This is a genomic window from Acidicapsa borealis (assembly GCF_059115245.1).
In genome coordinates this window covers 2,830,586-2,845,858 of sequence record NZ_JCACNY010000001.1, presented here as the reverse complement: position 1 = coordinate 2,845,858, position 15,273 = coordinate 2,830,586, and the positions used below count along the sequence as shown (strand labels likewise).

Below are 15,273 nucleotides of genomic sequence, written 5' to 3'. Positions count from 1 at the left end.
ATAGGGCGGCTACCGAATCCGCCGCCCGCCCATAGGCACTGCTTCGATGGGCTGATCATAAACACAGGTTTAAGAAAATTTTCCTACGCAAATTCCAATCGTTATATACGGGCCATATACGCACGTAAATTGCTTAAAAACATATATTTACAGGTCAATATTTTCAAACACTTCTTGTCCGGCTGGCGACAGAAGAACCTGTTAAAGCTGAATAGTTGATCTGGGTTGATCCCGGTATGCGGATCCAGCACTTGAACTGCACTACAACAATTGCCGTTGCATCCTGGTAACGTGTGGAATCTGGGGGACACACCGGTATCGGCGTCTCAAATTTTTAGACGCCCGTTCATCGGAGACTTAATGGTTCTGCCGGAGGAGATGCTAACGGGAATAAGCCCCCTGCTGCGCAGAATGGATGCGCGGCAGGGGGCGGGTCGGAGCTCTTACGGTTATTTCGTGAAGATGGAATTTTTGTTGTCGTATTTCTGTTCGGTCTTGCTGGCCTTCTTTGCCATTTCGTCGGCTTCCCGCTCGACACGCGAATGAGCCGTATTCTCGCCCTTTGCGTCATCGGACTTGAGGGGTGTTGCGTCTTTTTCTACCTGCGGCATAATAATCTCCTTGCTAGAGAAGATGCATAGATCATCTCGGGGGTTATCCACGAGGGTTTATGCACCCTTCACCTCAGGCTGGCCATTCTGTGGCACTGACGATTCGGATACACCTGATTTTCCCTGTAAGTGGCTAATTGGAAGGCGGATGTAGAAGCGGTTCCCTGCGGTGAACGCCGGGTCTACCCCGATCTTTCCGTCATGTACCTCAACCGCCCACTTTGCGATCGAGAGGCCGAGGCCAGTGCCGCCGGTCTCACGCGAGCGTCCTTCATCCGCCCGATAGAAGCGGTCGAAGATCAAAGATCGGTCTGCGACGGCGATTCCCTTGCCGTGATCAGAGACTGTAATCTCGGCAGTTTCGTTCCCTAGCCTGTTTACCTCTATCCGGATCTCTCCGCCTTCAGGCGAATACTTGATGGCATTGTCGATAAGGTTCAGGATCGCGTGGCGGAGGATGCCTCGGTCTACGTGAATCATGAGTGTTCGATCGCCTTCGATGAGGATGGTCTGCTGCTTATCTTCCGCCAGAATGCCGAGGAGTTCCGTGACTTCTTCCACCAACTCTATGCAGGAAATGGTCGAGAGTTGGAGGGTGATCTGGCCGCTATCGGCGCGAGAGATCACCAGCAAACTATCCACCAGGCGTGTGAGGCGTCGGACCTCTTCGAGCATGCTGGCAATGACTTCCCTATATTCATCGCCTGAATGGGTATTCCTCAAACTCACTTCCCCGATACTTCGCAGGGATGCCAGCGGGGTACGCAACTCATGCGAAGCATCGGAAGTGAACCGCCTGAGTTGCGTGAAGGAGTCTTCCAGACGCTGCAGGAGTTCGTTGAAGACCTGCGCGGTGTGCCCTAAATCGTCTGACGGGTACTCGACGGGCAACCGCTCGTTGAGCCGTTCCGCGGTGATTTTTTGAGCTCTGCTGACCATAGTCGTAAGAGGAGAAAGTGCGCGGCGCGTAATTCTGTAAACAACGAACACTGCAATTGCGACAGCCAATGGGGCAAGCGCCAGGAGAACGAGCAGGAACCGCCATACGCTGGCGTAAAGAGGAGCTCGTACATACGCCTCTCGAATGATGATTGGACGGCCATTGAGTAGATGGAAGTGGCTAATGATGAAGACGTCGCGCCCGTCGCTCAGTCGAGCCGTGCGCTCGTTGTAATTGTCGTTCTTACCCTCATCGTGCAGTACCTCTCCACCGAGGTTGACTCCATTGAGACGGTCGCCCTGATAGAGAATTTGGCCGTCCGGCGAGAGTACCTCTAACAGCCGCTCGAGGCGCAGCCTGAGTTGCGGACGATTAAAATAAGTTTCGTTGAGAAGGACGCGTCCGTCGGAAGTCTGATAGAGCAAACCCTCGACTGTCTCTAGATCTTGTATTTGTGCATGCAAAGCCTGATCGACGAGTTGCCTGTAGTGCACATAGGTGGCAACACCAATGTGCAGGATCAGGAGGACTGCGAAAGCGCATCCGTACCACAGCGTTAGCCGTACGCGAAGGTTGCCAACGCCCAAGGAGATGCGCACTACTCTTCCCTCAGCACAAATCCTACTCCGCGGACAGTATGGAGCAGCTTCACATCGAATGGATCGTCGATTTTACGTCGCAGTCGAGCTACCTGCACGTCAATCACATTATCGAGCGAGGTGTACCGCGACATTTCTTTCCAGACATCACGGGCAAGCATTTCGCGGGAGACAACGCGGTTTCGATTGAGCATCAGATACTCGAGGAGATCAAATTCACGGCTGGTTATCTCGATGGGAACGCTTTGGCGCGTGATCACGCGGCCGGTAAGATCCATGTGCAGATCAGCAAGATCCAGAGAAGATTGGGGCGCTAGACTCGTTCGCCGTAGAAGTGCTCGAACGCGGGCGATCAGCTCGGACAATGCGAATGGCTTTACGAGATAATCGTCCGCACCTGCGTCCAAACCAAGCACTCGATCCTGCACGGAATCAAGGGCGGTTAATAGCAGCACCGGGACATGCAATCCTTCGCGCCGAACCTCTCGGAGAACACTGAGTCCGCTGCGTTTGGGCAGCATGACGTCCAGCAGCACGAGATCCGCGCGACTGCCCGCAAGCCAACGCAGGGCCTCTTCGCCCGAGAGGGCTACCTCCGCAGCATACCCCTCCTCGATCAAGCCCTGCTGCAATGCAAGTGCCAGCTTACGTTCATCTTCAACAATCAGGATTTGCATAGTTCCTTCAGTAGAATCATTCCAGGCAGCAAAGATGTGCAGTCTGTTGCTGAGATCGAATTTACAGCAATGACATCCCTTCGTTAAGCGTCGCGGTCATTTGTCAGGGAAATGTAAGGTGACCGGAAAAAGAAAAGTGTTTTCCTGAACATGTCGCCGCACCCGTATGAAGTTTCTGCGGATTGTCCACTTCGGACACGAATCAGACCGTCAGGCTGATTCAAGAAAGTGACCTTGCAATGTGGATTGTCAAAATAGCGCTGGATCGACCTTATACATTCATCATTCTTGCCCTTTTGATTTTGCTCTTGAGTCCGGTTGTCATCTCACGGACGCCGGTCGATATGTTTCCGGAAATCAATATCCCGGTCATCTCCCTTGCGTGGTCCTACACTGGTCTCAACCCCGAAGAACTTGAGGGACGGCTGACAACTCCCTTTGAAAAGAACCTCACCACGTTCGTCGATAACGTCGAGCATATCGAGTCGACTACATACAACGGTGTTGTGGTCGTTCGATGCTTTCTGCAGCCGAATGCCAATATTGCCACTGCAAATGCGCAGGTTTCAGCGGCATCCGAGTTTCTGCTTCGCCAGCTTCCTCCGGGCATTTTGCCACCGCAGATTGTGACCTATAGCGCATCGAGCGTGCCCATTTTGCAGCTTGGAATATCTGGCAAGGGCTTACCTGAGCAAATGTTGAACGACTATGCTCAGAACACGATTCACTCGCAGCTGATTACAGTGCCAGGAGCGGTGATTCCTGCAGCGTATGGCGGTAAGCAGCGGCAAGTCTCGATCAATCTCGATCAGGCAGCGATGCAGTCCAAGGGAATCGCTCCAGCAGATTTGCTCAATGCGCTCACGCTCCAAAATGTCGTCACACCGTCGGGTACCATCAAGATCGGCGAAAAGGAATATGATGTGCGGACCAATGGAGCGCCACGCACCATTGATCAACTCAGCCGCGTTCCTATCGAGCAGCAGAATGACGTGACCACCTATCTCGGCGACGTCGCAACCGTGAGCGATGGCTTCCAGGTGCAGACAAATATTGTTCGACGTGACGGGAGTCGCGGCGTCCTGATGTCGGTGCTGAAAAACGGTCAGGCTTCCACCGTCAGTGTGGTACAAGGCATTCGGGACAAACTGCCTCGCATCGCGACGATGGTGCCTTCGAATCTGCGGATTACGCCTCTTTCGGATCAATCCATCTTTGTGAAGGGCGCTGTCAACGGAGTCATACGCGAGGCGATCCTTGCTGCAGCTCTGACGGGCTTAATGATCCTGCTTTTTCTGGGCAGTTGGCGAAGTACGCTGATCATCGCGGTTTCGATTCCGCTGTCAATTCTCAGTTCTGTGATTGTGCTGAGCTTCCTTGGGGAGACCATCAACACGATGACGCTTGGCGGTCTCGCATTAGCCGTAGGCATCCTTGTCGATGACGCTACGGTGACGATCGAGAATATCGAGAGATTCCTTGAGAATGGTCATCCGCTGCGAGAGTCGATCCTTGAAGGCGCTGCACAGATCGCGGTGCCGGCATTCGTGTCGACCCTGTGTATCTGCATCGTATTCCTGCCCATGTTCTTCCTCACAGGTGTGGCGCGCTATCTCTTTGTACCACTTGCAGAAGCAGTGATCTTTGCCATGCTTGCTTCGTACATTCTCTCGCGCACACTGGTTCCAACTTTGGCGGTCTACCTACTGCGTGCCCATGAACATGGCGCTGCTCCGCGCAACATCTTTTCGCGCTTTCAACATGGTTTCAATCGAGGCTTCGAGTGGTTGCGGAAATCGTACGAGACACTTCTCACCACACTCGTTGGTTGGCGCAAGGTGTTCGTCCCTGCATTCCTCCTCCTCTGCGTGGTGTCTTTTGCGCTGGTGCCTTTTCTTGGGCAGGATTTCTTCCCGGCTGTCGATAGCGGCCAGTTCACGCTGCATCTTCGCGCACCAACGGGCACTCGCATCGAAGAGACAGCACGGCTTTGCGATGAGGTAGAGGCCACGATTCGGAAAACCGTTCCTCAGAAGCAGTTGAGCGGAATTCTGGATAATATCGGTCTGCCTTACAGCACGATGAACACGCAGTTTATGACCTCCGGAGCGGTCGGCGCAGCGGATGCCGACATCATGGTCAGCCTCAACGAAGATCATGGACCAACAGCTGACTATGTGCGTCAATTGCGTCTGTCTTTACCGAAGGAATTTCCCCAAGCTACGTTCTATTTCCTCCCGGCGGACATTACTTCGCAGATTCTCAACTTCGGCTTGCCTGCCCCAATCGATATTCGATTTGAGGGAGATGATGTCGCGGCCAGCCGTGAACTTGCCATGAGCATGTTGCCCGAACTTCGGAAGGTAAAGGGCTTGGCAGACATACGCATTCAGCAACCGTTTGACTACCCTACTCTTGATCTCACTGTAGAGCGAACCAAGGCTGCTCAGGGTGGATATACGGAGCGTGATGTCTCATCGAGCGTGCTGAATTCACTGAGTGGAAGCTTCCAGACTTCTCCCATGTTCTTCTTGAACTGGAAGAATCATGTGAACTACAACATGGTTGCGCAGACACCTCAATACACGATGGATACTTTGACTGCGCTTCAGAATATTCCAGTGAATCATGCGGCAGGTACAGGCGCTGCAGTCTCCGCTGCGCATGGTATGCAAGGGAGTGAAGCAGCCCGTCCAGCGGAGATTGTCGGGGATATCGCAACGATTCATCGTGGTCAGGAGATGGCGGTTGTCTCTCACTTCAACACGCGACGCGTCGTCGATATCTATGCGACCGTACAGGATCGCGGACTGGGCGCGGCAGCGAATGATGTTGACAAGATCATTCATGCTGCGCAGAACAAATTGCCGCGCGGTACATTCCTGACGATGCGAGGCCAGGTTGAGACGATGCGTAGTTCCTACATTGCTTTGATTGGCGGGTTAGTGTTTTCGATCGTGCTTATCTACATGCTGATCGTAGTGAACTTCCAGTCATGGCTTGACCCGTTTGTCATTATCACAGCGCTGCCCGCGGCCCTGGCTGGCATTGTACTGTTTCTATTCTTTACCCATACGCGATTGAGCGTGCCCGCGCTTATGGGCGCGATTCTTTGCATGGGGGTGGCGACGGCGAACAGCATTCTTGTGGTGAACTTTGCCAAGAGCCAGTTGCAGGAACATGGTGAACCGATTCGTGCCGCCATTGAGGCGGGCGGAACGCGCTTCCGCCCTGTAATGATGACGGCCTTGGCTATGATCATCGGCATGGTGCCGATGTCGCTTGGACTTGGGGATGGTGGTGAGCAGAATGCGCCTCTTGGCCGCGCGGTCATTGGCGGTTTGCTCTGTGCAACAATGGCGACACTGGTCTTTGTCCCTGCGGTCTTTGCAATGGTTCACAGCAGCAAAAAGCATGACACCGCGAATGCAAAGGATCGATTGAATGCACACTTAGTCTGAGCGTTGGACAATGGGCAAGTTGTCGAGAACTTGTATCACAATGGACGTGTTGGAGACTCAGGTGGGACTATGGAAATGTTAGAGGCGAACAAAGAGGACGTGCGGGAATCTGATCCGGAGGGTATGAAGCCCTTTCCGCATCCTATGGTTCAACCGACGAATACGCGCATGGTTTGGATAGTTTGCGTTGTCATCGTCGTGCTCGCTGTTGGGATTGTCGCTGGCATTCGCTCGCGAGGGTCGGCGGAGGCTGCACTCGCCAATATCGCGACCGAGTCATCTGTGCTGACTGTGCGGGTCACGCACCCCACTGTGGGCAATCAGCTTGAGAAAGTCGATCTGCCCGGCAATGTCCAGGCATTCAATGACACACCTATTTACGCGCGCACCAGCGGCTATCTGAAGAGATGGTACGTCGACATCGGCACCCATGTTCGTAAGGGCGAGTTGATGGCGGAGATTGAGACGCCGGAAATGGATCAGCAATTGCAGCAGGCGCAAAGCGATCTCAAGGCTGCTCAAGCGAATCTTGACATGGCTGCCATTACGAGCAAACGCTGGCAGAATCTGCTGGCCAAGCATGCAGTTTCAAAGCAGGAAACGGATCAGGCGATGAGCGATCTTTCTGCACGCCAGTCGGCGGTTGCGGCGAGCGAGGCTAACGTGAGACGCCTGGAGCAATTGCAATCGTTCGAGCATGTAACAGCTCCGTTTGATGGTGTCGTGACAGCTCGCAACATTGATATTGGATCGCTGATTGAAGCAGGTGCGAATTCAAGTCCGAAGGAGCTATTTCACCTTGCGGCACTCTATCGCTTGCGCGTGTATATAGCTGTGCCTGAGGCGTACTCAAGCGCCGTCACGAACGGAGGCAAGGTCACGCTGACTGAAGTTGATCATCCCGAGCAGACGTATGTCGGCGTGTTGTCGCGCAACAGTAACGCCTTCGATCCGATGTCCCGCACTTTGACGGCTGAGGCGGATGTCGAAAACGCAAAGGGCACGCTCTTACCTGGCGCATATGTATTCGTTCATTTTCAGCTGCCGGGCAATGCGCATTCTGTGACACTTCCTTCGAACGCACTGCTGTTCCGCTCTGAGGGACTTCGTGTCGCTGTGATTCGCGATAACCGTGTCGTACTGACTCCGGTGACGATAAGCCATGATTATGGCAACAAGGTTGAGATCACATCCGGAGTCGTCCCAGATGACATGGTCGTGCTTGACCCGCCAGATTCATTGGCGGCGGGACAGACGGTCAAGGTGATGGCAGCCGATACGGAGCCTGTTCCGGGGGGACAAACCAACAAGCATGGTGCTGCATGAATGTGACTCTCAAATCTTTTTTGATCCTTGGCGCTCTACCGCTCCTTCTGGTGGGTTGCAAGGTTGGTCCGAATTACACTCGTCCAAAGGCAACGGCACCTTCTGTCGAGATGCCTGCAGCTTTCTCTGAGAAGCCGTCAACGTCAGTCGAATATGGCGAATGGAAAACGGCTACACCTGCCGACGTTGCGATTGGCGGTGCCTGGTGGAAGCTCTTCTCGGATGCTGATCTGGATAAGCTCGAAGAACAGGTGGCAATTGCCAATCAGAGCCTCAAGGCTGCGGAAGCAAACTTTCGAGCTGCACGCGCACAGGTGTCGGTAAGCAAGTCACAGCTGGCTCCAACCATTGGCGTTGGGCCTTCCGTCGGAGTAGTACGAGACTCCGTCAATCAGCCTTATTTCAATCAAAACTCAGCGAACAACGGGACAGGCGACTTCTCTCTGCCCGTCGATCTCAACTACGAAGTTGACCTGTGGGGACGTATCCGGCGCGGGATCACGGCTGCGCGGGAACAGACCCAGGCGAGTGCCGCGGACCTTGCTGCAGTGCGGTTGAGTTTGCAGGCAGAACTTGCGCTCGACTACTTCAATCTACGGGCCATTGATTCGCAACTGCACTTGCTCGACGACACGGTGAAGGCCTACCAGCAGGCATTGCAGTTAACGCAGGATCGTTATGATGAGGGCATTACTCCACTCTCCGATGTTTCCCAAGCGCGCACGCAACTGCAGGCTGCGGAGGTGATTCGAACGGATCTCGGAAACGATCGAGCTGCGGATCAACATGCGATTGCGATTCTGATTGGGTTGCCCCCGGAAAACTTTCATCTCGACCCAGCGCAGGCTGACGCTGCACAGAAACCATTGCCGACTATTCCTCTGACAGTGCCTTCCACCTTACTCGAGCGACGCCCGGATATCGCTTCGATGGAGCGGCACATGGCAGCCGCCAATGAACAGATCGGTATTGCCAGGAGCGCGTATTATCCGACCTTGAATATCTCTGCGGCGGCGGGATTTGTCGGAACATCTGCGGTCAATTGGCTTAGCTGGCCGAGCCGTTTCTGGGCGATTGGCAACACTTTGACACAGACAGCCTTCGATGGTGGCAGGCGCCGTGCTGGAGTGCAGGCAGCACAGGCAAACTACGATGCAACAGTGGCTAACTATCGGCAGACTGTGCTGACCAGTTTTGGGCAGGTGGAGGATAATCTTGCTGCGTTGCGCGTGCTTGAGGCTGAGGCAAAGCAGCAGCATGATGCGACTCGCTCGGCAGAAGAGACCCTCGATCTCTTCAACACGCGCTATGAGGGTGGAGTGGACACATACCTACAGGTGATCACTTCACAGACAGTTGCACTGCAGAATGAGCGGAATGATATTCAAATACAGCTGCGGCGAGAACAGGCAAGTGTTCTCTTGATCAAAGCGCTTGGCGGTGGGTGGACTACGCAGGACATTCCCAAGATATAAACAGCGCTCGGAGTTATTCGTTAGCTTCGAGAGCTCTTTGATTGGATGATCTGCGGCCATACAGGGCATAGCAAAGGAGGCCAACTACGCCCCACACTGTGCCGACGATCCATGCCAGGCGGCCAAGGTTGCACCACAGAAAAAGACAAACGGCAAAGCCCGCCAGTGCACTGAGAACGGGCAATGATCGTTTCAGCCTCGTGCTACGCCATGCGTTCAGGCCGGCGGCAATGTTGACACCCATAAAGGCGAGCAATGCACCGTAGTTCAGGAGCTCAGTGCCAAGCTGGTAACTGAATGCCAGAGCTCCGATCAGGCAGATTGCGCCGATCAGCAGGATATTGTTGCGCGGGATGCGGTTCTTAGGATGGACCTCTCCGAAGAAGCGGGCGGGAATGGCGCCGTCTCTTCCCATCGCCAGCAAGAGCCGTCCAGCACCGAGTTGTGAAGCCATGCCAGAGCCGATCGTTGCGAGAAGCAGGGACGCGTTTACGATGGTGAACATGAGAGCTCCGCCGGCGCGTCCCGCCACGCTGACATAAGCGGTATCGATATCAGGAAAAGCCTGTCCCCGCGGCCATACCAGTTGCCCCAGATAGACTTCAATCGAAGCGAGTATGCCGGTGATGAGACACGTAGCTACGATGGCGCGAGGTACGTTGCGGGCGGGGTCTTTCGCTTCATCTGTCAAGGTAGAAATACCATCGAAGCCGATATACGTGAGGACTGCGATGGATGTACCGCGGAAGAGCGCAGTGGATGAGAACGTCCTCGGGTCATAGAACGGAGTGGTGTAGAACGAGCCTGCTTGGTGCGGCAATAGGAACAGATAGCGCAAGATCGATACGACAACTAGCAGGATGACAACGCCCAGTGCGGCGGCCATCATGGCATTGATGCGAGCCGATGTTTCAACGCCACGCAGATTCAGGATGGTGAAGAGTGCTGCAAAGAAGATGGCCCAGATGGGATAAGGGACTTCAGGAAGAAAGTTCTGCGCTGCTTTGCCGCACCAGATGGTGCAGATCAGCGGGTTGAGGATGTAGTCCATGGCCATGCACCAGCCGGTGATATAGCCGAGCGAAGGACTCAATTCACGACTGACGTACAAGAAGGCAGAGCCGCCCTGTGGGTAGACGCGCGCCATGCGTCCGTAGCTGATGGACGTGAAGAGCATCGCCACCAGTGCGCAGAGGATTGCTGTCACAACATGGCCGTGTGCCTCTTGATAGATGACACCAAACACGGGCATGGGCGCGGTGGGTTGGATGAGAATGATGCCGTAGAGAATAAGATCCCAGAAGCGCAAACTGCGCTTGAGCGTTACGCCTGATGAGCTGGTTGTAGAGTCTGGCATCCGCCTCCTTGGCAATGACAATGTGCTTCTTACTTTTGCGTCTCTTGTGCAACAGTTTTCCTGACGTCTGCCTTGAGTGTTGTAGGAGCGATGTTCCATCCGGTGATGACGACAGAGGATTCCGGCTCTGGCTGCGGCGGCTTCGCCGACAGGACACGTGTTTCTCCTGGCAGCAGTTCGATGTAGTTATCCGACCAGGGCATAGGTGTAATCGTCGATCCGCCTTTACCGATAGCATCTGCTGCGATCTGGAAGGCGAGGGCTTTCGAGGAGTTGTGCAGGCGGACCCGCCAGGTGCCATCAGCGTCGATCTCGAAGGATGATTCGACTTGTGCCTTCGGCAGCTTGCGCAGCTCTGTGAAGTCTTCGTGGCTAATGGCTGGCGTATGCGTGTAGTCGGTCTTATTCCAGTCAAACTGCGTAGGTTTGCTTGGCACCCAATAGAAGTTTCGCGAAACAACCTCGCCCTTGCTGTCTTTCAGCGTGAGTTGCACGAAGTAGAGTGACGAGTCTGCCGAGAATTTCTCCTCTGGAATGGTGATGGCTTTGATGGCTGAATCTGCGGAGGAATCTACGGCAGCATGACCGGAGAAGAGTTCCTTCATATGAAGGTCATACAAAGTGACGCTGGCATCGAGTTTGCCAAGAGCTTGGTATTCACTATTCACAACGTAGACACTGTGATCATCATAGGAATACTGCACATGGATGGGTTCACAGGCCTTTTTGGTGCCGTAGTAGCCACCCCCTGCGTCGAGATAATAGTCATAAAGGTGCCAGATCATGGAAGGCCATGCGTTATTGAGCATCCACTGAATGACTCCAGTGGACCGGTACTTGTTGCGACCGTATGCTTCAAACATTGCGCGTTCGCCAGCGTAGGCCATGGTCTGTGAAACACGGAGATAGTCGTCGAGGTTGTTCGCTTCGCCGTAGCTTGCGGCGAGTGCATCGTTATAGACGGTGAGCTTCCGGAACCCTCCGCCACCGTAGTGCAGGGACCAGGTGTCGTCCGGCGGCCACAAACTCTTAGCAGGGATAAATTTCTTTAGACTGCTGAGAGTGGGAATGGCAGGACCCGGGCTGGTTTCTGTATTGAAGCCGTAAGCTCCACCGTACTTATTGGCGTCCGTAAGCCAGTAGGATGGCGCTACGTAATCGTAAGGGCCGGTCATCTTTACTCCGCTCTTGCCGCTCACTGTGGTGGGCGACTGCGATGCTGAAGAGAGCGTCGGGTTGGGCCAGTGAGTCTCGGCCTCTACATCGAGGTACGCCTTTTCGACGTCGGCCGGCGGAGGACCGTCACTGCCGTTGAGCCAGATGAGCAGGCTTGCGTGATAGCGCAACCGAAGCATCTGCGAATGCAGGGATTCGATGGAGACTGCATGATTTTCTGGGGTCCATTTATTCCAGTGCTCCCATTGGTCGCAGCAACACCACCCAAGCATGACGAGAATTCCCTGCTCATCGGCAAGGCGGAAAAACTGTTCGGTTTCCAGCTTGCCTTCCAGCCGGATGGTGTTCAGATGCATGTCGCGCACCAGACGGAACTGCGCCTCCAGGCGCTCAGGCTGCTGACGGAGAAGCATGTCCTGGGACCAGCCGGCGCCACGAATCAGGATTGGCTTGCTGTTGACCTTGAAGAGGCGAAAGCCCTCTTGCGTGAGTTCGGAGGTGACTTCGCGTATACCGAATCGAACTGTCTGTTCATCCGAGATCTTGCCGCTCTCTTCAAATGCGATGGTGGCTGACTCGAGGTGGGGCTTGCCCATCTGATAAGGCCACCATAATTCGGGATGCTTGAGGCTCAGCGCTGGATAGTTGTTGGTGTCGAAGACAATCGTCTTGTTCTGGTTGGGCTGAAGCTCAACTGGCTGACGAACACGGATGCCGGCAATGGTAGCTACGACTTCGCCTTTGACTGCGTTGGCGGATGCATTATGAAGTTCGGCGTAAGCTGTCAGTTCTGCCGTAGGATCAGCCTCAGCTCCAGTCAGATGTGTTGTGACCAGCGGCGAGCGCACGGAGACCGGGCCGCTCGTAACCAGATCAACTGCACCCCAGAGGCCCATGTCTTTGTCGGGCGGGCAGGGGTTCCAGTCCACCCAGTTGATGCCAAGGTCGAGTTCGGTCGGCGCGAACGTCTCCACGGCAACGACGTTGGGCTTGCCTGGTTGTGCAAGAGACGTGATATCGAATTCATATGTCCGATACGCTCCGGCCACTTGCGTGGAATCGGCGATACGCTTGCCGTTGATCCAGATGTTGGCGCGATAGTTGATTCCGCCAAAGCGCAGCCATAGGGTGCGGCCTTTGTCTGACGCTGGGATGATGAACTGCTTGCGATACCACCAGCCGCAGCGATAGGGGCTGTCATCGGACATGGGCAGATTCGCAAATATCTGGCCCACTGGATAGGTGGTGCCAGGGATCTTGCGCAGGTTGTCCCCGTAATAGGGATCTTTGATCTGTCCAGTCGCAAGCTGCGCGGCCAGCACTGTCGAGGGCACGGTAATTTCTGACCACGCTTTCGGATCAAAGGCCGTTTGCGAAATCATCTCGCCCTTGGCATCTGTCTTGCATGCGGATTGCAAACGCCAGCCTTCGTGAAGCGCAACGCTGCCCTGCCCCAGAGAGTGGACAGAAGTGCCGAGAATGCAGAGGGGCAAAGCTAACAACAATCTCAATTTACTTCGCATGACAAATGCCTGCCTTTCACTGGCGCAAGGGCGCGGTTGAATCGCGGACGATAAGTTCTGGGGGTAAGAGCCGCAATGTGCCGGGCAATGCGAGCGACTCAGCAGATTCTGAAATGGAGACTTCTCCCCTGCTCTGGGCAAGAGAATCGAGGACCCAGCGAGCGGTGATGCTTCCCATCTCTTCCATTGGTTGGCGGATGGTGGTCAGACCGGGAGTATTCATCGCCGCGTGAGGAACATCGTCAAAGCCGACGACAGAACAGTCCTCGGGAACGCGGCGGCCAGCCTGACGCAGTGCGCGAATCGCGCCCAGACCTGTGAGATCGTCAAAGGCCAGGAGAGCGGTGAAGTGAGCGCCGCGCTCGACCATGGATTGAGTAAGACTGAAGCCCTCGTCGAAGTTCGAGGTGGGCTCAATCGCAGGCGAGAGCTGAGCAACGCAAGTAAGGTCGAACGCGAGGCCAGCATCGGCGGCAAATCGTTGCATGCCATACCAACGCCGGTCGCTATCCGAAAGCTCAGAGGGCCCACGAAGGACGGCGATCTTACGGTGGCCGAGTTCATAGAGATGGCGGGCTGCCGTGTAGCCACCCGATTCGTTATCGACCTGAATGGAGTACACACCGCGAGCGGTGAGGTCGCGGCCCACGGCGATGGTGGGAATCTGAGATCGCTGAAGCTCGGAAAGCTGGTCGAATTCTCCGAAGAGCCAGTTGGCGACGAGAATGAGACCTTCCACGCGGCGTTCCATCAGCATCTCCAGGTGGCGGCCGAACTGCTTGCTCTGGTTGTGCGCGATCATGATGATCGGCAGATAGGGAGTCGGGTAAAGGGTCTTCTCGATTCCCTGCAGGATGAGTGTGCAGAATGGGTCGGAGATGTCCGAAACCATGATGCCGATTGTATGACTGCGGCGGCTGCGGAGGGAGCGTGCCGAGGCGTCTGGCCGATAGCCGAGTTGGGCTGCGATGGCGCGAATATGCTCTTTGGTTGCTGACGCAACATAGCGGGACAGCGCGGCCTCGTTAAGAACGATTGAGACCGTCGAAGTCGAGAAGCCGCTGGCCCGTGCCACATCGACTATCCTGACGCGATCGCTGCTGGGTCTCTCTTTAGGCAAGTACTCATTCCTCGATCTACTGCGTACGATGATGATGAAATCATCAGCACGGTTACCGCGAACTGCCTACTGGAATTGCGGATGATAGAAGCTGGCTGCCGCGCCCAGCAAGGTTGCATGCTCACCCGTGGTGGCACGGACGAATCTTACGTTATCTCTCGGAAATGCTCCTGCATGAACTTGGAAAGACGCAATTGCTGCTGCCATGAACGCATCACCCGCCTGCGAGAGGCCTCCGGCGATGGCAATGCGATCCGGGAAGAAGATGTTGGCAAGCGATGCGGTGGCGATTCCGAGCCAACGTCCGGCTTCTTCGAGTAGGGTCTGCGCAGAGACAATACCCTGTCGAGCATCTTGAACCAGCTCGCGGAATGTGGAGCGGTTGCTAACGAGGCTGTAGCGCTCAGCAAGGTAAGCGGTCGAGAGAAGCGCCTCTGCGCAGCCGTGTCCTCCGCAACTGCAAAGCGGACCGTCGGGGAGGACGATGACGTGGCCTGCGTCGCCCAGACAGCCGTGTGCAATACGCATCAGCCGCCCATTTGCGATCATGCCGACGCCGAGACCTGTGCCGCCGGTGAGGCAGAGAAAGCGATTTGCGCCGCGTCCTTCGCCGAATATCAGTTCTGCAACTGTGGCTGCGTTCGAGTCAGCATCAGCGTGGACGGGCAGGCTCAACTCTTGTGTCAGGAACTGAGCTATCGGGAATCGCTCAAGCCAGGGAAGGTTAGCGTTGAACGTGAGAAAGCCCGCTTTATCGACGAAGCCGGCGATCGCCACTCCGACTGCGGCGACAGGCGACTCAGCCTCACTCAAGATCTGTAGCGCGGAAGCGACAACGCTCTTGAGGAAGGCTGCAGGGTCGGGGCCCGATGTCGGCAGTGAACGCCATAGCCGGATCGTTCCGGCCCGGTCGACGAGCGCCAACTTAGTTGTGCTGCCGCCGATATCGATGGCAAGGACGTTTGCTTCGTCTCTCTCGGCGGTATTGGCCAGCCTGTGCATATTGAT

General features: G+C 55.2%; 10 protein-coding genes. 3 read left to right on the top strand and 7 right to left on the bottom strand.

Features of this window, described 5'->3' with window-relative positions; genetic code table 11:
• Positions 1-449: 449 nt before the first annotated feature.
• Genes AC5S27_RS11660 through AC5S27_RS11650 form a run of 3 tightly spaced genes read right to left on the bottom strand, consistent with a single transcriptional unit; the run spans position 450 to position 2,827 of the window.
• Positions 450-611 carry a hypothetical protein gene (locus AC5S27_RS11660; RefSeq protein ID WP_493934732.1) on the bottom strand — a complete coding sequence of 54 codons (162 nt, stop codon included), beginning with the start codon at positions 609-611 and terminating at the stop codon, positions 450-452.
• A gap of 57 nt (positions 612-668) precedes the next feature.
• Positions 669-2,150: an ATP-binding protein gene (locus AC5S27_RS11655; RefSeq protein ID WP_493934731.1), complete on the bottom strand. Its 1,482-nt coding sequence runs from the start codon at positions 2,148-2,150 to the stop codon at positions 669-671.
• Entirely contained in the window at positions 2,150-2,827 is a 678-nt protein-coding gene (locus AC5S27_RS11650; RefSeq protein ID WP_493934730.1) for a response regulator transcription factor, read from the bottom strand. Before AC5S27_RS11650 ends, AC5S27_RS11655 begins: the two co-directional genes overlap by 1 nt.
• A 239-nt stretch (positions 2,828-3,066) precedes the next feature.
• On the opposite strand from AC5S27_RS11650, the gene AC5S27_RS11645 reads away from it, so the two are divergent.
• From AC5S27_RS11645 to AC5S27_RS11635, 3 genes are all read left to right on the top strand, one after another.
• A complete protein-coding gene (locus AC5S27_RS11645) occupies positions 3,067-6,288 on the top strand; it encodes an efflux RND transporter permease subunit (RefSeq protein WP_493934729.1) in 3,222 nt (1,073 codons plus the stop codon).
• A 123-nt stretch (positions 6,289-6,411) separates the two neighbouring features.
• Positions 6,412-7,614 (top strand): efflux RND transporter periplasmic adaptor subunit, encoded by a 1,203-nt coding sequence (locus tag AC5S27_RS11640; protein WP_493934728.1) that lies wholly within the window; start codon positions 6,412-6,414, stop codon positions 7,612-7,614.
• Positions 7,611-9,089 (top strand): efflux transporter outer membrane subunit, encoded by a 1,479-nt coding sequence (locus AC5S27_RS11635; RefSeq protein WP_493934727.1) that lies wholly within the window; start codon positions 7,611-7,613, stop codon positions 9,087-9,089. Before AC5S27_RS11640 ends, AC5S27_RS11635 begins: the two co-directional genes overlap by 4 nt.
• 13 nt (positions 9,090-9,102) lie before the next feature.
• On the opposite strand, the gene AC5S27_RS11630 is transcribed toward AC5S27_RS11635, so the two are convergent.
• From AC5S27_RS11630 to AC5S27_RS11615, 4 genes are all read right to left on the bottom strand, one after another.
• Positions 9,103-10,446 (bottom strand): APC family permease, encoded by a 1,344-nt coding sequence (locus AC5S27_RS11630; protein WP_493934726.1) that lies wholly within the window; start codon positions 10,444-10,446, stop codon positions 9,103-9,105.
• A 29-nt stretch (positions 10,447-10,475) separates the two neighbouring features.
• Entirely contained in the window at positions 10,476-13,115 is a 2,640-nt protein-coding gene (locus AC5S27_RS11625) for a glycosyl hydrolase 2 galactose-binding domain-containing protein (protein ID WP_493934725.1), read from the bottom strand.
• A gap of 46 nt (positions 13,116-13,161) precedes the next feature.
• The gene (locus tag AC5S27_RS11620) at positions 13,162-14,265 is read right to left on the bottom strand and encodes a LacI family DNA-binding transcriptional regulator (protein WP_493934724.1); all 1,104 of its coding nucleotides are present in this window, start codon (positions 14,263-14,265) and stop codon (positions 13,162-13,164) included.
• A 66-nt stretch (positions 14,266-14,331) separates the two neighbouring features.
• Positions 14,332-15,267 carry an ROK family protein gene (locus tag AC5S27_RS11615; RefSeq protein ID WP_493934723.1) on the bottom strand — a complete coding sequence of 312 codons (936 nt, stop codon included), beginning with the start codon at positions 15,265-15,267 and terminating at the stop codon, positions 14,332-14,334.
• Between the last annotated feature and the right edge of the window lie 6 nt (positions 15,268-15,273).